The following is a 20686-nucleotide window of genomic DNA, read 5'->3' as shown; positions in this document are numbered from 1 at the left end:
ATATGTTCGAGCCACCGGGTGAATTTGCTCCATTCATAAAGGCTTGGCGGGGGCTACCCCGCAGGGCGCATTCATTTTTGCCCCATAAAAAGGATATCAGCCCTGTCCTCTTTGGCGAATTCCTGCACCTTGTCTGCATCACCGAGTTCCTGGCCCCTAGAAACATGACGATCCGATTTGCCGGCAGCGAATTCGAACGACTAGCAGGCTTTGGCTCTGAGCTTGAAAATTACTATGACATCTTGCCGGAGAGATTCCTGGCCGCGACCGAAAGATTTCATGACCTGATCCAGACCACCCCCTGCGGCGCCTATGTCAGTGATGTCATAACTGCGGCATCAGGCAGTCGATACGTCCATGATACAGTTCACTTGCCCCTGGTGAACGACGAAGGTGCTGTTCGCTACCTGCTGGTCTATGGCGTAGGCCGCAAGCCCTATGGAGACCTTTCACCACGGTCAACTGGCAACCACAACGAATCCAACATCAAGGAACTATTTTATATGGATGTCGGTAATGGAGCACCGCGCGAGCATGTCGCCGACTTTCAGTTCAGCGCTGCCTGAATATACAAACGCCCCCTTAAGCTGATCCGCAGCCCGGCATCGTTCGTATCAAATTGAACTTGAGGCCACATCATGCGATGATAGGCCTGACTTGCACGAGGGGTCCTGCATGAACATCCTACCTGAGTCTTTTCTGCCGTTCACTGAACGGTGGTTACAGCTGCCGCGCGAAGCACACCCGTTGCTGCCCCGCCGGTCTGACCTGTCACCCATGAGGTTCGGTAAGTTTCTGCCGCAGATTTGCGTAACTGAGATGATAGGCAAAATGAACCTGCCTATCCGTTATGCTGGAAGCGCCTTTGAGCGTGCAGCAGGCTACCCCCTGAACGGCGTCAATTATTATGACCTCCTGCCCGATCAGTTCAGGAAATCCGTCGCTGCTTTCCATGACTATATCGTGGACACACCTTGCGGTGCTTTTGTAAGGGACATTATCTCGACCAACAGCGGTAGCCGCTACCTGCATGAAACGCTGCACCTCCCCCTGGCCGATGACGCCGGGAAGGTTCGGTATGTCATGGCTTATGGCCTCGGCCGGAAAGCCATTGACGACAGAGGCATGCGCCCCCTTGAAGACCAGAGCGACGATCACATCAAAGACTTGCGGTACCTTGACCTAGGCGCAGGCGCCCCTGCCGCCTACATAGAGAATTTCATCTTCCACAGAAATAGTACGAACAAAGACGCGGAAAGATTGACCTTGCAAGACGTCGCAAAATGGACAAGTTAGTCACTATGAGCAAGATCGACGAACGCCTCATCAAGGGCTATCAAAATTTCAGGGATACGGTTTTCGAGAGTGACCGCGCCCTTTATGAAGAACTGGCCACATCGGGCCAGAGGCCTCACACATTGATGATTGCCTGTTCCGACAGCCGTGTCCTGCCCCAGCAGATATTGTCTGCCGGCCCGGGCGACCTCTTTGTTGTCCGTAACGTGGCGGCCATGGTGCCCCCCTATGAAAAAGACAGCGGCTATCACGGTACATCTGCAGCCATCGAATTTGCCGTTACCGTGCTTGAAGTGGACAATATCGTTGTCATGGGACACGCCGGATGTGGCGGCGTCGCCAGCGTTATCGACCACAGCATGCCAACCGACAGTTTTGTCCATAACTGGATGCGCCCCCTTAGGGAATGGCTGCGCACCCATGAAGACTTCGACGAGCGGAATGAGACCGAAAGCAAGCGCATGCTGGAGCGCGCAGCCGTGCACCTGAGCCTGCAGAACCTCAAGAGCTTCCCCTTCGTGCGCGAGCGCGTGGACGCAGGCACGCTATCCGTCGTCGGCTTTATTTTCGACATCCACAACGGGGACCTATCGGAGGTTCGGGCAAAGCAGAAAATCACACTTGATGTGGAAACCATTGGCTAGCTATGGCCAGCGAAACGCAACAATCCATTACCAAATGGGCTGAGGAGACCTTCGGCCCGGTCTCTGACCAAACTGTCCTTGTGCGCAGGGCAAAGGTTGAGCTTGATGAACTGCTGGAAGCTACGGCCCAGGGTGACAAGCGGGAAATCGGTAAGGAAACGGCGGACATCGCCATACTTCTTTACCGCCTGATGGAGCTCAATGGCCTCAACCTCACCGAAGAGGTTACGGCCAAGATGGCGGAGAACCGCGCCCGCTCCTGGCTCGCCAGTGGCGACGGCACAGGCAGCCATATAAAGCCGCAGGGAACCTAACTGTCCTCTTTCACTCGGGCCATACACTCGATCTCGACCCGAGCACCCAGCGCCAGCCCAGACGCGCCCAAAGCACTGCGTGCTGGATACCGACCAGGCTTGAAATAGGTGCGATAAACTTCGTTCATCTCCGCCCATTCGCCAATGTCTGCCAGCATCACCAGGCATTTCACCACATGATCCATGTCTGACCCGCTGGCTTCCAGCGTTGCCTTAATGTTTTCCATGGTCTGCCGGGTCTCAGGCCCGATGCCACCCGGCACCAGCATCATGGCACCTGGCTTCGCGCCCAGTTCACCAGACAGGTAAAGCATGTCACCAACCCGCACCGCTTTTGAGAACGGCAGTGTTGCCTGCTCGTCCGCCGAAGTGGCTGTAGGGGCAAACATGGCGATGAGAGCAACAGTCAGTCTGACAAATGTTTTCACAGGTTTTTATCCTTTTTTTGAAGCTGCATGGGATAGTAGCCTCGCGCATGGACCTTAACAACAGGGCCAGCCGAGCGATCATACTAGTGCGTAGAACGAGCCACCCACACATTTGCCAGGTTGGGGCTGATCCAAAAGGAATGCCGACCGAACAAGGCGGCGGTAATTCTAATATAGATGCTTAGCCAACCGGGGGAGCCATTTTCCACCTGCCTCCAGCATAGGGACTATAGATGGGGTAGTGGTCGCGCCAAGCTCGGAAATCCCTAAAAACCAGCGCAGACGCGCTTGGGCGGAAATCTTTCCTCAATCCTCCCAAGTGCCATGGAGCAGGAAAATGGTGGTACTCGCTATGGCTTACGCCAAGCATGCGACAGAAGGGCCTGCGCCAGCCAATGGGCAGCCAGTGTGAAAACGGCACGCCCGCATCATGGCTGACAAGGGGAGACAGCTGGTTTGGTGCTGTCAGCAGAACCACCCGCCGGGTAACGCGCGCGATATTGGCCACCGCCGCCCGTATGTTCTTGCGCCCCACATGCTCCAGGGTCTCTATCGAGGCGAAGACATCAACCGATTTGTCAGCGAGTGACAGGTCCTGCAATAGATCGTTCCGAAATTCGCACCGGTCCGCAACACCAAGGACGGCAGCCAACTTGCGCGACGCCTCAAGCTTCCCGGCATGCGGTTCAACAAGGATAGCGTGTTTGCCACCGGACAAAAGATACGCGAAAGCCAACCACCCAAAGCCAGCGGCACAGTCGCACAGGACCGCATCCTCGATGTGCACATGATCCCTGAGCGGCTTGACATACATTGCCGCCATATAACGCAGCGTTTCTGCAATCTTCAGGGAATTATGCTCCCTGTTATTCTGCAGTTCGACAACTTGATCGATCACAGCATGCTGGGCATCGGAAATTTCAAAATCAGGCAGATTATCCCCCTCGCACGCGCCTTAAAATGTATTTTCAACGCCATCTAATCATAACTGTTGCCCGACGACAAGCTTGCACATATTCGGCCTGTTGCAAGCCTTGGAACCCTTCTGCCCCGCGCAAAGAAAAAGGGCCGCGCAACGCGCAGCCCTTTCAGTCATTCTCTTTGGAAAGGCTTACTTCTTATAGAAGTTTTTGCCTTCCTTAACCGGCTTCCAGATCTTCTTCATGGAGAAGTACAGAACGACAACCAGGATCATCAGATACAGGAGGACGTTCAGGCCCATGTGATGGCGTGCCTCAAGCTTCGGCTCGGCCACATACATCAGGAAGTTCACAACGTCCTTAGCCATCTGCTCCTGCGTTGCTGCTGTACCGTCTTCATATTCAACGATACCTTCGGCAAGCGGAGGCGCCATGGAGATGTTGCCACCTGGGAAGTATGGGTTGTAGCTCTTGCCAGCTGGTGCCTCATGGTCTGCCGGTGCATCTTGATAACCGGTCAGCAGGCTGAACAGATAGTTCGGGCCGTCATGACGGGCTTTGGCGATCAGCGACAAATCCGGAGGAACCGCACCGCCATTGGATGCCGCAGCAGCCTCTGGGTTCGGGAACGGGCTTGGGAACGCGTCCTGTGGCAGGCCCTTACGCTCTTTTGGGTCACCCGCGTCGTCCACACCGTCAACAACCGTGTATTCAGCAGCCCATGCCTTGATCATGTCGTCTTCGTAGCCCAGCTCAGCCAGGTTACGGAAACGGAAGTATTTCAGGCTGTGGCATGCGGAACAAACCTGCTGGTAAACCTGCCAGCCGCGCTGAGCGGATGCACGGTCATACGTACCGGTCGGGCCCTCGAAGGACCATTCCATTTGCATTGGATGCTTCGCAGCACCCGCGCCCATCGCAGTACCGGCAAGGCCAGCAACAGCAGTGAGGGCAATCGCGATATTCTTAACAAGTTTCATCGTCATATTCCCCTTACTCTGCAGCTTTGACTACTGGGTTCGCGATGCTCTCTGGCAGTGGCAGCGTTTTCTCGAATTTGGCGAGAAGCGGCAGCACGATCAGGAAGTGTGCGAAATAGTAGGCCGTACCGATCAGGCCGATGACAGGCCAGATGCCTTCAGGTTTCTTGCCGCCAACGATGGTCAGAACAACCATGTCGATCACCAGGAACCAGAAGAACCAGCGGAACATCGGACGGAACTTACCGGAGCGAACTTTGCTGCGGTCCAGCCAAGGCAGGAAGAACAGCACGATGATCGCTGCGAACATTGCGATAACACCCAGAAGCTTCGCGGGGATGATCACAACGTCGGTGAAAGGAATGCCGATGTCGAACGTGATGGAACGCAGGATCGCGTAGAATGGCAGGAAGTACCACTCAGGAACGATGGAACCTGGCGTTACCAGCGGATCAGCCGGAATGTAGTTGTCCGGGTGACCAAGCGCGTTCGGCATGTAGAACAGGAACAGGGCGAAGATCGCGAAGAATACAGCGGCGCCAAAAGCGTCCTTCACCGTGTAGAACGGGTGGAACGGGATCTGGTCTGCGCTGGATTTCACGTCAATACCCAGCGGGTTGCCGCTGTCGGATACCTTCTTGGCCCAGATGTGCAGGATCACAACACCGGTGATCACGAACGGCAGCAGATAGTGCAGGCTGAAGAAGCGGTTCAGCGTTGGGTTATCAACGGAGAAGCCACCCCACAGCAGGGTCACGATGCTGTCGCCCACAACCGGAATTGCAGAGAACAGGTTGGTGATCACTGTCGCACCCCAGAAGGACATCTGGCCCCATGGCAGCACGTAACCCATGAAGGCAGTTGCCATCATGAGAAGGAAAATCACCAGGCCGAGCATCCACAGTACTTCGCGTGGTGCCTTGTAGGAACCATAGTAAAGACCGCGCAGGATGTGGATATACACAGCGATGAAGAAGAAGCTTGCGCCGTTGGCGTGCATATAGCGGATCAGCCAACCATAGTTGACGTCGCGCATGATGCGCTCAACGCTGTCGAAAGCCATCAGCGTGTTCGGTGTATAGTGCATTGCAAGCACGATACCGGAGATGATCTGCACCATCAGCATCAGGCCAGCCAGGGAACCGAAGTTCCACCAGTAGTTCAGGTTACGCGGGGTTGGCGTATCAACACCCACGACGTTATTCACGAGACCGATGACCGGAAGGCGTTCTTCCAACCAGGCGGCAGCCTTGTTTTTAGGCTTTGCGTCAATCCATTCAGCCATGATTGCTCCCCTTAACCGATCTGCAACGTCGTATCATTGAGGAAGGCGTATGTTGGCACCGCAAGGTTCTTTGGTGCCGGGCCCTTCCGAATACGACCAGCCGTGTCATAGTGCGAACCGTGGCATGGGCAGAACCAGCCGCCAAAGTCGCCTTTATCTTCACCGTCGGATGTACCGACAGGTACACAGCCAAGGTGCGTACAAATGCCTGTCACCACCAACCACTCGGCGCGACCTTCTTGAACACGCTCTGCATCGGTTTGCTTGTCAACCAGCTCAGACATGTCAACGGAGCGAGCTTCCTCGATCTCCTTGGCCGTACGATGACGGATGAAAATTGGCTTACCCTGCCACATGACCTTAATGGCTTCGCCCACGCCGATGGCGCTGAGGTCTACCTCAACAGTGGCCAGGGCCAGTGTATCGGCCGCTGGATTCATCTGGTCAATGAATGGCCAGGCAGCCATAACGGCGCCTACGCCACCCAAACCGGTGGCTGCTACATGAAGAAAATCACGCCGTGTGGCGCCTTCTTCACCTTCAATTGTTTCGTTGATTGTGCTCATCTAATCTTCCCTGACAGGAACGCGATGCGAAAGGCGATCAATCGTTTGCTTCCCGAAAGTTTATGTCCAGTCGCGCGTATTTCTACCCGAGCTTGGTGGCAAAGTCCCGCGTCACAAAGTCGCAGCATTTGCTTACCATAAATTCAATCGCCGGACAGCCCCTGCCCAGCGAATTGGGATTTGTTTAGTCGTCTGGGCCTAAAGAGGCAAGGCTTTATCCAGAATATTTCCAAAAAAAATACCTGTTTTTAGCCCCATCATCCTGCTTGTCGTTGCGCCTTTTGCGCCAAGCGATTAGCTTCGCCGCCATGGATATAGCCATTTTTCAACCCGACCAGCCACAGAATACCGGCACAATGCTGCGCCTTGCGGCCTGTGTGGACGTGCCTGCGCACGTCATTGAGCCATGCGGCTTCCCGTTCTCAGCCAAGGCTTTCAGGCGCTCTGCCATGGATTATGCAGACCTCGTCAAACTGCACCATCACCAGGATTGGCAGGCTTTTGATGACTGGCGGACAGCTGAAGGAAAGCGACTCGTCCTCTTGACCACAAAGGCCGATAGCGCCTACACCGAGTTCGCCTTTGAACCCGGCGACATTTTGATAGTTGGTAGCGAATCTGCCGGTGCCCCGGATTTCGTGCATCATGGGGCAGATGCCCGGATCACCATTCCGATGCAAAAGGCCGCCCGATCAATTAATGTGGCGGTCTCTCTGGCAATGGTTCTCGGTGAAGCACTTAGACAAACAGACACTTGGCCCAAAAGCGGGCAGCAGGGATAACACGATGGAATTACAAGAAAAAAAGCAAGCAGCTGCTGACTGGTTCAAGGATCTGCGCGACCAGATTTGTGCGAGTTTTGAGGCTATCGAGGATGATAATGCTGGCCCGATGGCGGACCGCGCGGCGGGCCGATTCGAGCGCAAAACCTGGGAGCGTACAAACCAGGCCGATGGTGCCCAGGGTGGCGGCGGTACTATGTCCTTGATGCGCGGCGGTCGGGTATTTGAGAAGGTCGGTGTAAACATCTCAACAGTTCACGGCACCTTCACGCCCGAATTTGCCAAGAACATCCCAGGCGCAGACGAAGACCCAAGTTTCTTCGCCACCGGCATTTCCCTTGTGGCCCACATGAACAGCCCGCGCGTTCCGGCGGTGCATATGAACACCCGCTTCATCACCACCACCAAAAGCTGGTTTGGTGGCGGCGCAGACCTCAATGCCCCCCTGCCGAACACCAAGGACACGGCCGATTTCCACAAAGCCTTCCAGGAATGCTGCGACCGGCACGACCCGGATTATTACGCCAAATTCAAAAAATGGTGCGATGAGTATTTCTATATCCAGCACCGCAACAGGGCGCGCGGTGAAGGCGGCATCTTTTATGACCAATTGAACAGTGGCGACTGGGCGGCGGATTTTGCCTTCACCCAGGATGTAGGCAGCACCTTCAACGAGATTTACCCAGCCCTGGTGCGCCGGCACATGAATGAAGCATGGACAGCAGCAGAGCGCGAGACGCAGCTTGAATACCGCGGCTATTATGCCGAATTCAATCTGGTTTATGACCGCGGCACCACATTTGGGCTCAAGACTGGCGGGAATGTGGAGGCCATCCTGATGTCCCTGCCGCCGGAAGCCAAGTGGCCATAAGGGCATGGCAGGCAAATTCTGGAACAGCATGGTACCAGAGCTGACGGTCTCCGACTTCGGACGATCACTGGAATTCTATACCGGCCTTCTGGGCTTTTCTGTCCGTAATCGACGCGAAGTGCCACCCTTTGCCTATCTTGAACAGGAAACTGTCCATATCATGTTGGAACAGTTTCATGCTGAAAGCTGGCAAACGGGGGAACTCGCCCCTCCGTTCGGGCGTGGCGTCAATTTCCAATTAGAGCTGACAGCCATCGCGCCTATATACGGTCGGCTTCAGGTAGCGGGTTATCCACTGTTCGAAGAGATGAGCGAAGAATGGTACGAAACCGGCGATACAGTGTCTGGGCAAAAGGAGTTCCTGGTGCAGGATCCTGACGGCTATCTCTTGCGGTTCACCGAATTTCTTGGCGAAAAGCCGAAGGAATAGCAGCCGATGCCCGACCTTGCCATCTATGCCGGCCTGTTCCTGAACGCCTTCGTGGCGGCAACCCTTTTGCCCGCCTATTCCGAAGTGACGTTCGCGGCCCTCCTGGCTGCTGGCAAGGGTGAGCCAGGCCTTCTGTTTATAGCGGCAACTTTAGGCAACACGCTGGGCGCCATCCTGAACTGGTGGATCGGCCGCGGCATTGCCCAGTTCAAGGAGCGCCGCTGGTTCCCGGTGAAACCGCAACAGTTCGAGAGCGTTTCACGATTCTTTGTCAAATACGGCAGATGGTCCCTCCTGCTTGCCTGGGCACCGGTGATCGGCGATCCGCTGACCGTTGTCGCGGGCACCTTCCGGGTACCGCTCAGGTGGTTCATCCCACTGGTAGCGGCCGGGAAAGCCTTCCGGTACGGCGCAATTCTGTATGGCATTGACGCCCTTGCGCTGGCACCCTAAGACGCCTATTCTTGGAATCAAGTTTCCTTTTATTACAGGTAGTTACCAATGACCAACCACGCACCCTTCATGGCAGAGGCACTGGCACAGGCCCAGAAGAGCTATGACGAGGGCGGCCTGCCCATCGGCGCGGTGATGGTGGAAAATGGCGCTGTTATCGCACGCGGCCACAACAGGCGCGTGCAGGATGGTGACCCCACAGCCCACGGCGAGATGGCCTGCCTGCGCGCAGCCGGCAGGCGCCCCCGCTATGACGGTGTTACGCTATACACAACACTCAGCCCCTGTATGATGTGCGCCGGCACCATCGTGCAGTTCGGCATTCCCCGTGTGGTGATCGGCGAAGCAGAAAATTTCCACGGCAATGAAGCCTTCCTGCGGGAAAACGGCGTTGAGGTGATACGCCTTGACGACCCGGGCTGCACCGACCTTATGGCGCGCTTTATCCGTGAAAAACCAACGCTGTGGGACGAAGATATCGCAGGGAATGACCCGGCATCGTGATTTTGTGTCACAGAGCTGCCACGATTAGGGCCTAACAACGAATTGATTGAAAGAAAAAGGGGCACATGATGACCATGATCCGTTCAGTACTGGCGCTGATGCTTGTATGCGCCTTCACCCTGCCGGTTGCGGCAAAATCGCGGGATGAAAAACGGGCAGAAATTTTGGAGATGCGGGAACAGGTGCTTGCCGAGCTGTTTGCCGAACGCCCACAAACCCGCGCCGAAATCGACGTGGCTGAAGGCTATGCCGTTTTCTCGAATGTCGGCGTTCAGGTTTTCCTGATTGGCGGCGGCGGCGGTCGTGGTGTGGTTCGTGACCTGAAAACTGGTGAAGACACCTTCATGAAAATGGGCAACGCCAGCGTTGGCCTTGGCCTTGGCGTAAAGGACTTCCGCTCGGTCTTTATCTTTCATGACCGGGATGCCCTCAACGACTTTATCGAAAAAGGCTGGGATTTCTCGGGCGAGGCAGACGCTGCTGCCAAATCGAACGAAAAAGGCGGTGACATTGGCGAAGCAGCAGGCTTCAGCAAAAAGGTCAGCGTTTACCAGATGACCAAAACAGGTCTCGCCCTGCAGGCGTCCCTCAAGGGCACCAAATACTGGCAGGACAAGAAGCTGAACAAGAAATAAATGAAGATGGGGCCCGCGAGGCCCCTTCTTTTTATGCACGGCTTATGCTGACAATGTTTCCAGCAACTGATCAGGCGTCAGGCTGAAATCGCTGTCGATCCAAATGTCTTCCAGTTGCCTCAGGACTTCGGAAATAGCGGGCCCCGGATTCATGCCCCGAGCAATCAGGTCTCGCCCACGCACCGGCATTTCAGGAATGCTCCAGCGCAAGGCCGTTTCAGCCAGTTCACTACCCCAACATGCAGGATGTGCCATCACAGCCCCCTGCCCCGCGTCGCGGCCATGCTGGTAAAGAAAAACCCGCATCGCCTTGCTGTTCGCAGGCAGGCTGCCGGTGAAACCTGCGCTGAAGGCTTTCAGTATCTTGCTTTCCCTGTTGGACATCTTGAGAAGCCTGCCCACAGAGACCGCACGAGAGCCCACAAGTCCCACAAGCCGCATAAGAATATCGGCGTCTAGCCCCAATGCTTTCTCTGCCGCCATGATACGGCCCAGACCATTGATGTCGATATCCACCACCGGCGTGTGCGACCAGATATCGGCGTCCGTCATGGCCATCAGGCACGGGCGTGGATCAGGTGCCGCCAGAAGTTTGCACAGCTCATCCCTGATGCGCTCAACCGACAGGTGCTCAAGCATGACGACATTGGCAGCGACCGCCGCTAGCCCATCCGTGTCCAGGGCGCCACGGCCATAATGGGCATGAAAACGGAAAAAGCGCAGGATACGGAGCGCGTCTTCGCGGATTCGCTCAGCCGCGTCGCCAATGAACCGCACATGACCAGCCTTGGCATCCTCTGCGCCCCCAAACGGGTCATAGAGCGTGCCGTCCACCGCCATATAGATAGCATTCATGGTAAAATCGCGGCGCTTGGCGTCCTCCAGCCAGTCGTCTGTAAAGGCGACTGTGGCGCGGCGGCCGTCTGTTGCCACATCACGCCTGAGCGTCGTGATTTCAATCACTTCAGCGCCCCTGACGGCGGTGACGGTGCCATGATCTATTCCTGTGGGAATCACCTTGATGCCAGCATCGCGCAGCTTTTCCGATACTTGTTCCGGAAGCCAACGGGTCGCTGCATCAATATCCTTGATAGTGCGCCCCACAAGCGTGTCCCGCACGGCACCGCCGACGAACCGCACATCGGCAGGCCCAAGAATGGCGGCGATTTCCTGAATGAAAGGGGAGTTCAGCCAGTTAGCTTGGATCTTGCTCACGCGGCTCGTCACTTTCCGGATTGGTTTCCTTGTGTGCTGTCTCAGGTTCATCCGCCGCTTCATCCACAGGCACGAACCGGCCCGGCACAACCTGGCCATTTTCTGTATGCGGCGGAATATATTTGGTGCGGGCATCGCCTGTGTTGGTGTCGGCAAACTTCAAGGCTATACCGGCTGCGGCGCCGACAATGAGCAACGTGATCACCACCTTGCGAAGCATTGCCCGTTCCTGCTCCAGCTCGCCCTCTGTGCGATTGGTGCGCATGCGGTATCGCAGCCAAAGCAACAAGACAACAAGAGGCAACAGCAGCAGTACTATCCGCAAAATTGCAGCAATCATGTCGCAGTCTCCCGCACGGCTTCCATCACATCACAAAGATTAACGAGCATAGCGGCCGTGGCCCCCCAAATAAAATAGTCCCCATAAGGCATGGCATAATATTCACGCCGGATGCCCTGCCAGACAGCACTTTCAAGCTTATGGTTCCCCCGGTCCAGCAAAAAGGACAGCGGCACCTCGAACGCGGCCTGAACTTCCTCCTGTTGAAGTGTCAGCTCAAAACCCGGGCGCACCAGCCCCACCACGGGTACAATCTCGAACCCCGTGCCTGTACGGTATGTGTCCAGAAACCCGCACACCTCAACGTGGTGTGGTTCAAGGCCGACTTCCTCATGCGCCTCGCGAAGGGCAGCTGCCACGGCATCTGCGTCGGTCTCGTCCACCTTGCCGCCAGGGAAGCTCACTTGCCCGGCATGTTTGGTCAGGTGATCGGTACGCTTGGTCAGCAGGATGGTAGGCTCACCCGGGTGGTTCACTACGGGCACCAGCACGGCGGCATCCCGCACCGGCTTGCCCTTTTGTTCCAGAAGCTTGGCGTCTCGGTTAAGGTCATAGTCGCTGCGGCGCCCACGGGCCGCTGGGTTGCCTTCACTGAGCGCATCGGCAAGCCAATTCCTCATGCGTCACCGGCCTCCACACTGCCAAGGCTGAACCGTTCGCCCATGCTGGTCAGCTGCAGCCTGTCGCCTTTCAGTTCCGCGTGCTCCACCAGTTCATAAAAGACGGGCCGCGCGATCAGCGCCTCAAGGCGGCCACGAACGTGAACATAAGGTCGCGGCTCGCCGGTCTTTTCATTCACCTCTACACGGATCGGGTGATCAGGCCCCGCGATCACTTCGTCGCCGACATTGGTGGTGAATTTGAAGGCGACGCGGCTGCCATCTTCAATCCGGTCCATATGCACAGCCACAAAAGGCGCATCATCAACGGTGATGCCGATCTTTTCAACCGGGGTCACCAGATATGTCTTGCCGTCTTCATCTTTCCTGAGAACGGTAGCGAACAGCTTGACCATGCGCTCACGCGTGATCGGGGTGCCCATATAGTACCAGGTACCATCGGCGGCGATCCGCATGTCGATATCACCGCAGAAATCAGGGTTCCATTTCTCGACCGGCGGGCGCTTCTGGCCCTCCAGTTGTTTCAAAATATCTTCCAGTTTCAAGCCGGTATCGGTATTTGCTGTCATTCGGGCCTCCTTGCACCACTATATGGGAGATAGTGGCGCAAAGAAAAGCTCCAGCGTGAGAAAGATATGCTTTGGAGTGCCTCAGGCAACATCCGACAGCAGGGCGCCAGCCACCGGTACGAGCACAGGCTCGGGCATCGGCACAACAATTTTACCGACCGATGGCAGTGACGTGGTCGTCGCGGGCTGGCGCACCAGAAGACGCCGTGCATCCTTGCCGCCCGGCAGCGTAATGTACCGCGGCAGCACTGGCTCAAACCCGAACCGCTGGTAGTAGGCATAGTCGCCCACAAGCAGAATCCGGTCATGGCCGGCACCGTTTGCAGATGCCATGGACTTGTGCATCAGCTGGGCGCCGACACCCTGCCCCTGTACCGAAGGCGAAACGGCGAGCGGCCCAAGAAGCAGAGCCTCCACCGGCTTGCCGCCCAAAAGATCGCGCACTTCGATCGGCCAGTAGCGCACGGTGCCTACAATCTTGTCCGCCTTGCGTGCGACATAAGACAGGCCGGCAACCGGCTGGTTGTTTTCCCGAAGGCTGTATGAAGATTTGTTGAACCGGTCAGGTCCAAAGGCCACATCCAGCAGCTTCTCGATCGCTGCTTTATCGAAGGGCCGTTCCCGATCAATTGTGATCATCGGCTTTTCCCATATCCTGGTGCAGACAGCACCAATGAACAAATAACGCTTTTAGTCCAGAAGCTTAGCGTCGTCGCATTCGGCAATGCCGTCTGATATGGGTGGTCTTTACCATGCCTTACATGATCCTTTTATGTCCGAAATACGGAACATATGTTGCAGTAGAAATGCGCATAAACAACAAATTATTCTGTTAGGCAAGCTTTTTCTGCAGAATATTCTGTCAAATGCACTGTATGCTGAATTTTCTAAACCAGCAAGGGAGCATCATATGGACCTGATCCGCATCATTATCGCCATTCTTCTGCCACCGCTTGGCGTCTTTCTTCAGGAAGGGCTTGGCAAGCATTTCTGGATCAACATTATCCTGACCCTGTGTGGCTACCTGCCCGGCATCATCCACGCGGTCTATATTATTGCCAAGCGCTGACCCTTTGGCGCCAAAACAAAACCAGACATAAAAAAAGCGGCGGGACACTGCCCGCCGCCGAAGTCCAGTCATACGGTGAATTAAAAGGCTTACCAGTCAACCTGGAAGCGCAGGCCCAGCGTATCAGCCGAATTTTTACCGTCGGCACCGTTGGCCGAAACGTCGAATGCCTTGTCGATCGAGACGTGGGCATAGTTGGCCAGGAAGCGCGTGTGACGGTTCAGGTACCAGTTCACACCCAGGGTATAAGTGTCCTGCTCGCCGCCATAGACGCCGTCGCCAGTCAGGTCAACACGGTCAAAGCGCGCCGCAACCTGCCATGCACCAATGCCACCAGTGTGAACTGGATTCTTGATGTTCGGACGGTTCCAGACAGCTTTTTTCAGATTGAGTGTCTTGGTTTCACCTGTGATGAACCAGCCAGCTTCAACATAACCGCCATAGAAGAAGGCATCACGGCCACCAGCACCGCCATTTTGCGCGGTCAGGCCAGCCCACTCACCCGTCAGGTTCAGCGAACCATAGGAGAGTGCGCCTTCAAGGCCGTAGAAGCTGTCTTTTTCAGCAATGCGGCTTGTCGCCAGAAGGCGGTCAGCCGTGTGCAAGTAAGCTTTCTGGCGGTAGCGCAGCAGATCACCGTCGCCGCCAACATCGCGGAAACGAACAGACGCGCCGAGCATCCAGTTACCGCCATCGAACGCGTCGCCATAAGTGGCGCGAGCCGCGAACACCTGACCTTCGTTATCAACGGAACCATCGTTGCTGCCACGGTAAATACCAGCATTGAACGTCCAGTTGTCGCCGCCATTGCCGTAACCGATACCGATCATACGCGCCAGTGCGAAAGCGTCGGTGAAGGCCGCGCGTTCAACAAAGTTCGTATTCAGGGACGATTCCATCTCCTCGAGCGAGTTCGGCGTTTTGAACTGACCGAAAGTCCAGCTGCCCATGCCAGTCTTGAACTGCATGTAGGCGTCTTTGACTTCAACGTCGTTACCAGCGAAGTCGGCTTCGAACTTGTATTTCACGTCTTTCCAGGCTTTGCCTTCAACGCCAATACGCGAAGCGCGGAGCTCGCTGGTATCCTTGTCCATGCTGCCGTCGCTGTCGGAAGACCAACCAAAGTCTGCCAGTACACGGCCACGGATATTGAATTCAAACAGGCCATCGTCGCTTGCAAGACTGAAAGCCGGATCGGCCTTCTTGATCTTCGGCGCCTTTTCCTGCTTCTTCTCAAGTTCTTCAATGCGCTTGGCAAGAGCCTCAAGCTGAGCTTTCAACTCTTCAATGGATTGCGCTTCGACAGGCGCGGACATCGCCGTGGCCAAGGCCGTCGCGGCCATCAGGCCAGCGATACGTTTCCCTTTGAGCATCATATTTTCCTATCATATCTTTTTTGGCGCGCACCCAACTGCGGCCTTTTATTCGTCCCAGAACGCGAAGCCTTATTTTTCTTGCATACGCTTGTTACAGCCATGCGGGCTCCTGTCGTTCGTGACGTGCGCATATACTGCCAAATATATTGCGATTTTATTACAGTCTGTGACACAAAATTGACATGAGCATTAAGTCATTGTTTTAATTAGGCTTTGTGTATATTGATCGAAATATCAACACTACCGAGTTGGTGAAATGTGACAGCTATTCTGCCTTTGCGACTCAATTGTTCCCGTTTGATGTCATGCAAATGACAGCCCGTGACCTCGAGAATGGAATCAGTTGACTACAGCTGTGCCTACCCATTCCAGCTTGCTCCACAGCACTTTGACCTCACGCCCTAAGCACCCATGGACAAGCTAAGTTCCTGCCGGTGGCAGGAGATACACAGCAGGCCGTCACTCCGGCTCAAACAACCGCATGGCCATTTGTATAGAAAACCCCCGGCGCTTTCGCACCGGGGGTTTTGATACTCGTAACTGAGTTTGTAGCTGGTTGGCTGGTTTAGAAGCCCATGCCGCCCATGCCGCCCATGTCAGGCATACCGCCACCAGGCATGGCTGGCTTGTCCTCTGGGATTTCGGAAACCATGGCTTCGGTTGTGATCATCAGGCCAGCGATGGAAGCAGCGTCCTGCAGCGCAGTACGAACAACCTTCGTTGGGTCGATGATGCCTTTGGCAACCAGGTCACAGTATACTTCGTTCTGTGCGTCGAAGCCGAAGTTTACGTCGTCTTGCTCAAGTAGCTTGCCGGCAACAACAGCGCCGTCAACACCTGCGTTAGCAGCGATCTGACGAACCGGAGCCTGCAGGGCACGACGGATGATGTCGATACCTTTGTTCTGGTCGTCGTTTGCGCCTTCCAGGCCCTCAAGAGACTTGGTCGCGTAAAGAAGCGCAGTACCGCCACCGGCAACAACGCCTTCTTCAACAGCAGCGCGAGTTGCGTGAAGGGCGTCATCAACGCGGTCTTTACGCTCTTTCACTTCAGTTTCAGTGGCACCGCCAACCTTGATCACAGCAACACCGCCGCTGAGCTTGGCAAGACGCTCCTGGAGCTTCTCTTTGTCGTAATCGGAAGTGGTAACTTCGATTTGAGCTTTGATCTGCTCAACGCGGGCTTTGATATCGTCCTCGGAGCCAACACCGTCAACGATGGTGGTGTCTTCTTTGGTAATGTTCACGCGCTTCGCGGTACCGAGCATATCGATGCCGACATTTTCAAGCTTGATGCCCAGATCTTCGGAGATCACTTGGCCACCGGTCAGGATTGCGATGTCTTCCAGCATGGCTTTACGGCGATCACCGAAGCCAGGCGCCTTAACAGCAGCGATCTTCAGGCCACCGCGCAGCTTGTTCACAACGAGGGTCGCCAGCGCTTCGCCTTCGATGTCTTCAGCAATGATCAGGAGTGGCTTGCCGCTTTGTACAACAGCTTCCAGAAGCGGCAGCATTGGCTGCAGGTTCGTCAGCTTCTTCTCGTGCAGAAGGATCAGTGGGTTTTCAAGGTCCACGGTCATCTTCTCGGCGTTGGTGATGAAGTAAGGAGACAGGTAACCGCGGTCGAACTGCATACCTTCAACAACATCCAGCTCGCTCTCGAGGCCTTTGGCTTCCTCAACAGTGATCACGCCTTCTTTGCCAACTTTTTCCATCGCAGCGGCGATGTCTTTACCAACCTGAACTTCACCGTTAGCGGAGATCGTACCAACTTGCTCGATCTCTTCAGTGGTGGTCACGTCTTTGGTGCGGGCTTTCAGGCCTTCGATAACCTTGGTGGTCGCGAGATCGATACCGCGCTTCAGGTCCATCGGGTTCATGCCAGCCGCAACAGACTTCATGCCTTCGCGAACGATGGCTTGTGCCAGAACTGTTGCAGTGGTTGTGCCGTCACCGGCCACGTCGTTGGTGCGGGAAGCTACTTCCTTCACCATCTGTGCGCCCATGTTTTCGAACTTGTCCTTAAGCTCGATTTCTTTGGCAACAGATACACCGTCTTTGGTGATGCGTGGTGCACCGAAGGATTTGTCGAGAACAACATTACGACCTTTAGGGCCGAGCGTTACTTTTACAGCGTTTGCAAGCGTGTCCACACCAGCGAGGATCTTCTTGCGCGCGTCTTCCTGAAGTTTAACTTCTTTAGCAGCCATGATTTGGGCTCCTGTATTTCGTGTGATTATATGTAACTAATCGAGACGGGTCAGCCGAGTGGATTACTCGATGATGCCCATGATGTCTTTTTCCTGCATGATCAGCAGGTCAACACCGTCAACCTTGACTTCAGTGCCGGACCATTTGCCGAACAGGATCTTGTCGCCAACTTTAACGTCGAGCGCGATCACTTTGCCGTCTTCAGCTTTGGCGCCAGCGCCAACAGCGATCACTTCACCTTCGGATGGTTTTTCTTGTGCGGTGTCTGGCAGGATAATGCCGCCAGCTGTTTTCGCTTCGCTTTCAAGACGCTTGACCAGTACGCGGTCGTGCAGCGGACGAAGTGCCATGGTTTGTCTCCTAAATGATAAACCGTAAAATTAGGGTTTGTTAGCACTCACCCCTAGGGAGTGCTAACTGCGTGTCCCTATGTATGCCTGCGCCGGGTACGGTTCAAGAGGAGTCTGAAGATTTTTTGTGATTTTTTTTGGCTTATTGGGCAGCAACCGAAACCGCTTGATCACCAAGCCTTTGGCCATTCTTGTCATAGGCCACCAGAACATAGTCCCCGGCTGGCAGATAAAGGGGCAAGTCCTCACCATCCCTGAGCATGATCGAATCATAGGAAAAGCCCGTTTGCGGCTGGCCCTCACGGAAGGCCTCAACATACATAAAGGCAGACGATTCGCGGAGCGACGATGGTACCATAACCGGCTGTCCAAGGGCAGCCCGATAATAGCCAGGCTTTATCTCTTTCTGGCTTGGCAAATGGAACTGCCCGTCAACACCCCACTGGGTTCCCGGCGCCCCTAGGGCAAGAAATTGACCATCTTTCCGGTAGAGCCGCGCCGAGCCATGCGACGGCCCTTCATACTGGCAAGCTGTCAGGTCAACTGAATAGCCCTTGATGCCGAACTCATGCTCAAGGCGCGCGGCCATCCAGTTCCAATTCGGAGCTTCCTCATTCCAGCTTTTGGCGATGTGCCGGTAGCCTGCCCAGATAAGAATTTTGTCGTCGCCAGCGTGCTCTTGAAGATAGGCCGCGATATTCTGGGCCTGCCCATGCTCCCGCACCTTCACATGCGCGCCTGGCTCGTCGCTTTCCGGGTATGGGCCACGAAATTCGTATGGAAACACCTTGAAGCCCAGCGCCAAGGCCTTGCGGACAGCGCCGCGGAATAGCGGGTCATTCAGATAGTAACCTTGGGACACGTCCCCGGCATCAAGGTCAGCGATACTGCTAACAGGCGCCTTTCCAAGGGCCTCGAATCCAATATGGCGATAGCCCGCGGCCCATAACCGCTCCAGATTGTTATAAAGGAACAATCGCGCCTGTTTGTGGGTATGGCTCTCGTTCAACAGCAGCACCCTGTGGTTTGTACTTGCATCAAGGACTGCGCCTAGAGGGTCGGCGACTTCCATTGCATCTTGAGGCGCTTCACATTGCTGAAGGGAAGGTGCAATATAACTTTCGCCCAGTGTCGGGATCAGGTCTGATCGCCCCACAAAGCCGTATAACCACCCTGCCTGCTGGGTCGCCCGACTTCCCAGTTCTGCCGAAGCTGCTATTTGATCGAAGTAGCTGCCATAGGCCTTTCCCGAAACTGCCTGATAATGATTGATTGCCTCGGCAGCCGCGCCCATGCTTACACACAGCATGCCCAAAATGGCTAAGCGTTTCATAGAACCCCCACCGTCAATTGCCTCGCAACATTACTACCAGGGGATTATCAAGGGCAACCTATATAGGTTTCGTGCCAATAATAACCGGCTGGAAGAAAACATCGTCGATGCGCCGCACATCCTGGAAGCCGGCCTCATGGAACAGGTCCACCATGCGGGCGGGCCTGAGCGCATAGAAGGCCGAGCGCATCACGTGGGTTTTGAGCTCCGATGCCCCGTCGTCCGCCGTGAAATACATGGCAAAATCATAGACGTCATTGCCGTCGCGCCAGTCCCACACCTGATAGACGCTCCATCGGACACCGTCCACATCGCGCACACCGAAGGGCTTCAGCTGCACCCCGCCGCGGTCAACGGCGTCATAATCGCGCATGGAAACCAGGCACCCCCCGCCAGGCTTGGCCGCCACGTAGAATGACTTGAGCGCCCCAAGAATGGCCTCTTCGGAAAGCAGATGCGTCACCGCGTTATCGGCGGACAACACCACATCGAAGGCATTCTGGTGGATCTCATGCACGCGGGTCATGTCCGCCACGCTGAAATCGATCTTCAGCCCGCGCTTGTCCGCTTCCGCCTTCGCGCGCGCCACCGAATCCGCGGACAGGTCACTTGCGGTAACGTCATAGCCAAGCTCAGCAAGCCCCAGCGCCTGGGTACCGATACCGCACGTGACATCAAGAACCGTCCCTGCCCCACCCCAGATATCCTTGATAATCTGGTCGAGCGCCGCGGACTGGCGCGCGATCGAGGCCTCCCAATCACCATGCACGAGGTGATAAAAGGGCGCCATCGGGTCATAGAAATCGTTTGTGGTCATACTTCACCTAACAGTAGGGCGAAACCCCACCAAAAAATTCATCATAAAACAACTCGATAATCTGGCCAGTATCGAAACTATAGTAGACAGCAATGGAAGTCGGACCAGCATCAGCAGTTCCAAATTGTCTCCATTCCAATTCCTCTTTTGGGATGTTCGGTGCCAGACTTTCCACCGTCGCGCGCGGAACAGCAATGACCTGCAGGTAGCGCTGCCCGTCAGCATAAAAGCCTACATATTGCCGAAAGCTATTCGTCAGAAGGTCATTCAATTGATCCGCTTCGTTATTGGAGCAAAGGATAGGACGAATAAAGTGAGGTGCGTCTATGGCATCCGAGGGGGGATGCTGCCACACATAGGAATTCAAAGTTGCTTCAAACTCGGCCAGCTCTGGTTCGCTTGGCCGCCAAAAGCCATCAATTGGATTACCACGAAACCGAACTTCATCTGGGCCACGGAAAAGGCTTTTGGCGAATTCACTTTTGGGGTCATCCACGGCCAGCACCACGCCCGGCACGCCATTCAGCATCGGCAGTTCCACTGTGTAGGTCGGCTTATAGGGTTCTGGCCACAGCTCATAAACACCGTACGCGACCACGGCTGCGAACAGCAGGAATAAAGTCGCGGCAATCTTCAGGAAAGTTTTCACGCTGGCCCCCATCTATTTTCCGTACCA

At 55.4% G+C, this 20686-nt stretch carries 27 protein-coding genes; 11 read left to right on the top strand and 16 right to left on the bottom strand.

Features of this window, described 5'->3' with window-relative positions:
* Positions 1-2 precede the first annotated feature (2 nt).
* From KORM41_RS19365 to KORM41_RS19350, 4 genes are all read left to right on the top strand, one after another.
* A complete protein-coding gene (locus tag KORM41_RS19365; protein ID WP_269448991.1) occupies positions 3-566 on the top strand; it encodes a PAS domain-containing protein in 564 nt (187 codons plus the stop codon).
* Positions 567-675: 109 nt separating this feature from the next.
* On the top strand, positions 676-1296 hold the full coding sequence (locus tag KORM41_RS19360) for a PAS domain-containing protein (RefSeq protein ID WP_068152306.1): 621 nt from the start codon (positions 676-678) through the stop codon (positions 1294-1296).
* Positions 1297-1301: 5 nt separating this feature from the next.
* Entirely contained in the window at positions 1302-1940 is a 639-nt protein-coding gene (locus KORM41_RS19355; protein ID WP_068152303.1) for a carbonic anhydrase, read from the top strand.
* Positions 1941-1942: 2 nt separating this feature from the next.
* Positions 1943-2254 (top strand): dATP/dGTP pyrophosphohydrolase domain-containing protein, encoded by a 312-nt coding sequence (locus KORM41_RS19350; protein ID WP_068152301.1) that lies wholly within the window; start codon positions 1943-1945, stop codon positions 2252-2254.
* Here the strand turns inward: KORM41_RS19350 and KORM41_RS19345 are convergent.
* From KORM41_RS19345 to petA, 5 genes are all read right to left on the bottom strand, one after another.
* Positions 2251-2643, bottom strand: coding sequence for a RidA family protein (locus KORM41_RS19345; protein ID WP_068152300.1), 393 nt, complete (start codon positions 2641-2643; stop codon positions 2251-2253). The genes KORM41_RS19350 and KORM41_RS19345 overlap by 4 nt on opposite strands.
* A 220-nt stretch (positions 2644-2863) precedes the next feature.
* Positions 2864-3580, bottom strand: coding sequence for a class I SAM-dependent methyltransferase (locus tag KORM41_RS19340; RefSeq protein ID WP_156432062.1), 717 nt, complete (start codon positions 3578-3580; stop codon positions 2864-2866).
* Positions 3581-3793: 213 nt separating this feature from the next.
* Positions 3794-4588, bottom strand: a complete 795-nt coding sequence (locus KORM41_RS19335; RefSeq protein WP_082720066.1) for a cytochrome c1 — start codon at positions 4586-4588, stop codon at positions 3794-3796.
* A gap of 7 nt (positions 4589-4595) precedes the next feature.
* A complete protein-coding gene (locus KORM41_RS19330; RefSeq protein WP_068152291.1) occupies positions 4596-5867 on the bottom strand; it encodes a cytochrome b in 1272 nt (423 codons plus the stop codon).
* 11 nt (positions 5868-5878) lie between these two features.
* The gene (gene petA / locus KORM41_RS19325) at positions 5879-6433 is read right to left on the bottom strand and encodes a ubiquinol-cytochrome c reductase iron-sulfur subunit (protein ID WP_068152290.1); all 555 of its coding nucleotides are present in this window, start codon (positions 6431-6433) and stop codon (positions 5879-5881) included.
* Between the two features lie 308 nt (positions 6434-6741).
* Between petA and KORM41_RS19320 the strand changes: the two genes are divergently transcribed.
* The 6 genes from KORM41_RS19320 to KORM41_RS19295 all read left to right on the top strand — a co-directional run bounded on the left by KORM41_RS19320 (position 6742) and on the right by KORM41_RS19295 (position 10108).
* The gene (locus tag KORM41_RS19320) at positions 6742-7215 is read left to right on the top strand and encodes a tRNA (cytidine(34)-2'-O)-methyltransferase (RefSeq protein ID WP_068152288.1); all 474 of its coding nucleotides are present in this window, start codon (positions 6742-6744) and stop codon (positions 7213-7215) included.
* 4 nt (positions 7216-7219) lie between these two features.
* Positions 7220-8086 carry an oxygen-dependent coproporphyrinogen oxidase gene (gene hemF, locus KORM41_RS19315; protein WP_068152285.1) on the top strand — a complete coding sequence of 289 codons (867 nt, stop codon included), beginning with the start codon at positions 7220-7222 and terminating at the stop codon, positions 8084-8086.
* Positions 8087-8090: 4 nt separating this feature from the next.
* Positions 8091-8516, top strand: coding sequence for a bleomycin resistance protein (locus KORM41_RS19310; RefSeq protein ID WP_068152282.1), 426 nt, complete (start codon positions 8091-8093; stop codon positions 8514-8516).
* A gap of 6 nt (positions 8517-8522) precedes the next feature.
* Entirely contained in the window at positions 8523-8969 is a 447-nt protein-coding gene (locus KORM41_RS19305; RefSeq protein ID WP_068152281.1) for a YqaA family protein, read from the top strand.
* A 48-nt stretch (positions 8970-9017) separates the two neighbouring features.
* Positions 9018-9473, top strand: coding sequence for a nucleoside deaminase (locus tag KORM41_RS19300; RefSeq protein WP_068152277.1), 456 nt, complete (start codon positions 9018-9020; stop codon positions 9471-9473).
* 74 nt (positions 9474-9547) lie between these two features.
* Positions 9548-10108: a lipid-binding SYLF domain-containing protein gene (locus KORM41_RS19295; protein ID WP_231727343.1), complete on the top strand. Its 561-nt coding sequence runs from the start codon at positions 9548-9550 to the stop codon at positions 10106-10108.
* Positions 10109-10150: 42 nt separating this feature from the next.
* Here the strand turns inward: KORM41_RS19295 and KORM41_RS19290 are convergent, their stop codons facing one another.
* From KORM41_RS19290 to KORM41_RS19270, 5 genes are all read right to left on the bottom strand, one after another.
* The gene (locus KORM41_RS19290; protein ID WP_197421301.1) at positions 10151-11323 is read right to left on the bottom strand and encodes a CCA tRNA nucleotidyltransferase; all 1173 of its coding nucleotides are present in this window, start codon (positions 11321-11323) and stop codon (positions 10151-10153) included.
* A complete protein-coding gene (locus KORM41_RS22080; RefSeq protein ID WP_068152272.1) occupies positions 11304-11663 on the bottom strand; it encodes a hypothetical protein in 360 nt (119 codons plus the stop codon). The genes KORM41_RS19290 and KORM41_RS22080 overlap by 20 nt, the downstream gene beginning before the upstream one ends.
* Positions 11660-12283 carry a CoA pyrophosphatase gene (locus KORM41_RS19280; RefSeq protein WP_068152269.1) on the bottom strand — a complete coding sequence of 208 codons (624 nt, stop codon included), beginning with the start codon at positions 12281-12283 and terminating at the stop codon, positions 11660-11662. Before KORM41_RS19280 ends, KORM41_RS22080 begins: the two co-directional genes overlap by 4 nt.
* Complete coding sequence (locus KORM41_RS19275; protein ID WP_068152266.1) at positions 12280-12852, bottom strand: DUF1285 domain-containing protein; 573 nt, start codon at positions 12850-12852, stop codon at positions 12280-12282. The genes KORM41_RS19280 and KORM41_RS19275 overlap by 4 nt, the downstream gene beginning before the upstream one ends.
* A gap of 81 nt (positions 12853-12933) precedes the next feature.
* The gene (locus KORM41_RS19270) at positions 12934-13491 is read right to left on the bottom strand and encodes a GNAT family N-acetyltransferase (protein WP_068152264.1); all 558 of its coding nucleotides are present in this window, start codon (positions 13489-13491) and stop codon (positions 12934-12936) included.
* Positions 13492-13762: 271 nt separating this feature from the next.
* Here KORM41_RS19270 and KORM41_RS21615 point away from each other — a divergent pair, with 271 nt between their 5' ends.
* Positions 13763-13921, top strand: coding sequence for a YqaE/Pmp3 family membrane protein (locus KORM41_RS21615; protein ID WP_074519490.1), 159 nt, complete (start codon positions 13763-13765; stop codon positions 13919-13921).
* Positions 13922-14010: 89 nt separating this feature from the next.
* On the opposite strand, the gene KORM41_RS19265 is transcribed toward KORM41_RS21615, so the two are convergent.
* From KORM41_RS19265 to KORM41_RS19240, 6 genes are all read right to left on the bottom strand, one after another.
* Complete coding sequence (locus tag KORM41_RS19265; RefSeq protein WP_068152253.1) at positions 14011-15294, bottom strand: OprO/OprP family phosphate-selective porin; 1284 nt, start codon at positions 15292-15294, stop codon at positions 14011-14013.
* A gap of 568 nt (positions 15295-15862) precedes the next feature.
* A complete protein-coding gene (gene groL, locus KORM41_RS19260) occupies positions 15863-17509 on the bottom strand; it encodes a chaperonin GroEL (protein WP_068152247.1) in 1647 nt (548 codons plus the stop codon).
* Positions 17510-17572: 63 nt separating this feature from the next.
* Positions 17573-17860 carry a co-chaperone GroES gene (gene groES, locus KORM41_RS19255; protein WP_068152246.1) on the bottom strand — a complete coding sequence of 96 codons (288 nt, stop codon included), beginning with the start codon at positions 17858-17860 and terminating at the stop codon, positions 17573-17575.
* 142 nt (positions 17861-18002) lie between these two features.
* Entirely contained in the window at positions 18003-19193 is a 1191-nt protein-coding gene (locus KORM41_RS19250) for a TraB/GumN family protein (RefSeq protein WP_068152243.1), read from the bottom strand.
* Positions 19194-19251: 58 nt separating this feature from the next.
* A complete protein-coding gene (locus KORM41_RS19245) occupies positions 19252-20010 on the bottom strand; it encodes a class I SAM-dependent methyltransferase (protein WP_068152240.1) in 759 nt (252 codons plus the stop codon).
* A gap of 7 nt (positions 20011-20017) precedes the next feature.
* Entirely contained in the window at positions 20018-20659 is a 642-nt protein-coding gene (locus tag KORM41_RS19240; protein ID WP_156432061.1) for a hypothetical protein, read from the bottom strand.
* Between the last annotated feature and the right edge of the window lie 27 nt (positions 20660-20686).

The organism is Kordiimonas lipolytica, assembly GCF_001550065.1.
Note: the sequence above shows the minus strand (reverse complement) of the source record. Positions and strands in the feature narration are given on the sequence as shown.

Bases quoted from the DNA above. Each gene is read 5' to 3' on its own strand.
- KORM41_RS19365 (WP_269448991.1), top strand. From the start codon at position 3: ATGTTCGAGCCACCGGGTGAATTTGCTCCATTCATAAAGGCTTGGCGG.
- KORM41_RS19360 (WP_068152306.1), top strand. From the start codon at position 676: ATGAACATCCTACCTGAGTCTTTTCTGCCGTTCACTGAACGGTGGTTA.
- KORM41_RS19355 (WP_068152303.1), top strand. From the start codon at position 1,302: ATGAGCAAGATCGACGAACGCCTCATCAAGGGCTATCAAAATTTCAGG.
- KORM41_RS19350 (WP_068152301.1), top strand. From the start codon at position 1,943: ATGGCCAGCGAAACGCAACAATCCATTACCAAATGGGCTGAGGAGACC.
- KORM41_RS19345 (WP_068152300.1), bottom strand. From the start codon at position 2,643: ATGTTTGCCCCTACAGCCACTTCGGCGGACGAGCAGGCAACACTGCCG.
- KORM41_RS19335 (WP_082720066.1), bottom strand. From the start codon at position 4,588: ATGACGATGAAACTTGTTAAGAATATCGCGATTGCCCTCACTGCTGTT.
- KORM41_RS19330 (WP_068152291.1), bottom strand. From the start codon at position 5,867: ATGGCTGAATGGATTGACGCAAAGCCTAAAAACAAGGCTGCCGCCTGG.
- petA (WP_068152290.1), bottom strand. From the start codon at position 6,433: ATGAGCACAATCAACGAAACAATTGAAGGTGAAGAAGGCGCCACACGG.
- KORM41_RS19320 (WP_068152288.1), top strand. From the start codon at position 6,742: ATGGATATAGCCATTTTTCAACCCGACCAGCCACAGAATACCGGCACA.
- hemF (WP_068152285.1), top strand. From the start codon at position 7,220: ATGGAATTACAAGAAAAAAAGCAAGCAGCTGCTGACTGGTTCAAGGAT.
- KORM41_RS19310 (WP_068152282.1), top strand. From the start codon at position 8,091: ATGGCAGGCAAATTCTGGAACAGCATGGTACCAGAGCTGACGGTCTCC.
- KORM41_RS19305 (WP_068152281.1), top strand. From the start codon at position 8,523: ATGCCCGACCTTGCCATCTATGCCGGCCTGTTCCTGAACGCCTTCGTG.
- KORM41_RS19300 (WP_068152277.1), top strand. From the start codon at position 9,018: ATGACCAACCACGCACCCTTCATGGCAGAGGCACTGGCACAGGCCCAG.
- KORM41_RS19295 (WP_231727343.1), top strand. From the start codon at position 9,548: ATGATCCGTTCAGTACTGGCGCTGATGCTTGTATGCGCCTTCACCCTG.
- KORM41_RS22080 (WP_068152272.1), bottom strand. From the start codon at position 11,663: ATGATTGCTGCAATTTTGCGGATAGTACTGCTGCTGTTGCCTCTTGTT.
- KORM41_RS19280 (WP_068152269.1), bottom strand. From the start codon at position 12,283: ATGAGGAATTGGCTTGCCGATGCGCTCAGTGAAGGCAACCCAGCGGCC.
- KORM41_RS19275 (WP_068152266.1), bottom strand. From the start codon at position 12,852: ATGACAGCAAATACCGATACCGGCTTGAAACTGGAAGATATTTTGAAA.
- KORM41_RS19270 (WP_068152264.1), bottom strand. From the start codon at position 13,491: ATGATCACAATTGATCGGGAACGGCCCTTCGATAAAGCAGCGATCGAG.
- KORM41_RS21615 (WP_074519490.1), top strand. From the start codon at position 13,763: ATGGACCTGATCCGCATCATTATCGCCATTCTTCTGCCACCGCTTGGC.
- KORM41_RS19265 (WP_068152253.1), bottom strand. From the start codon at position 15,294: ATGCTCAAAGGGAAACGTATCGCTGGCCTGATGGCCGCGACGGCCTTG.
- groL (WP_068152247.1), bottom strand. From the start codon at position 17,509: ATGGCTGCTAAAGAAGTTAAACTTCAGGAAGACGCGCGCAAGAAGATC.
- groES (WP_068152246.1), bottom strand. From the start codon at position 17,860: ATGGCACTTCGTCCGCTGCACGACCGCGTACTGGTCAAGCGTCTTGAA.
- KORM41_RS19250 (WP_068152243.1), bottom strand. From the start codon at position 19,193: ATGAAACGCTTAGCCATTTTGGGCATGCTGTGTGTAAGCATGGGCGCG.
- KORM41_RS19245 (WP_068152240.1), bottom strand. From the start codon at position 20,010: ATGACCACAAACGATTTCTATGACCCGATGGCGCCCTTTTATCACCTC.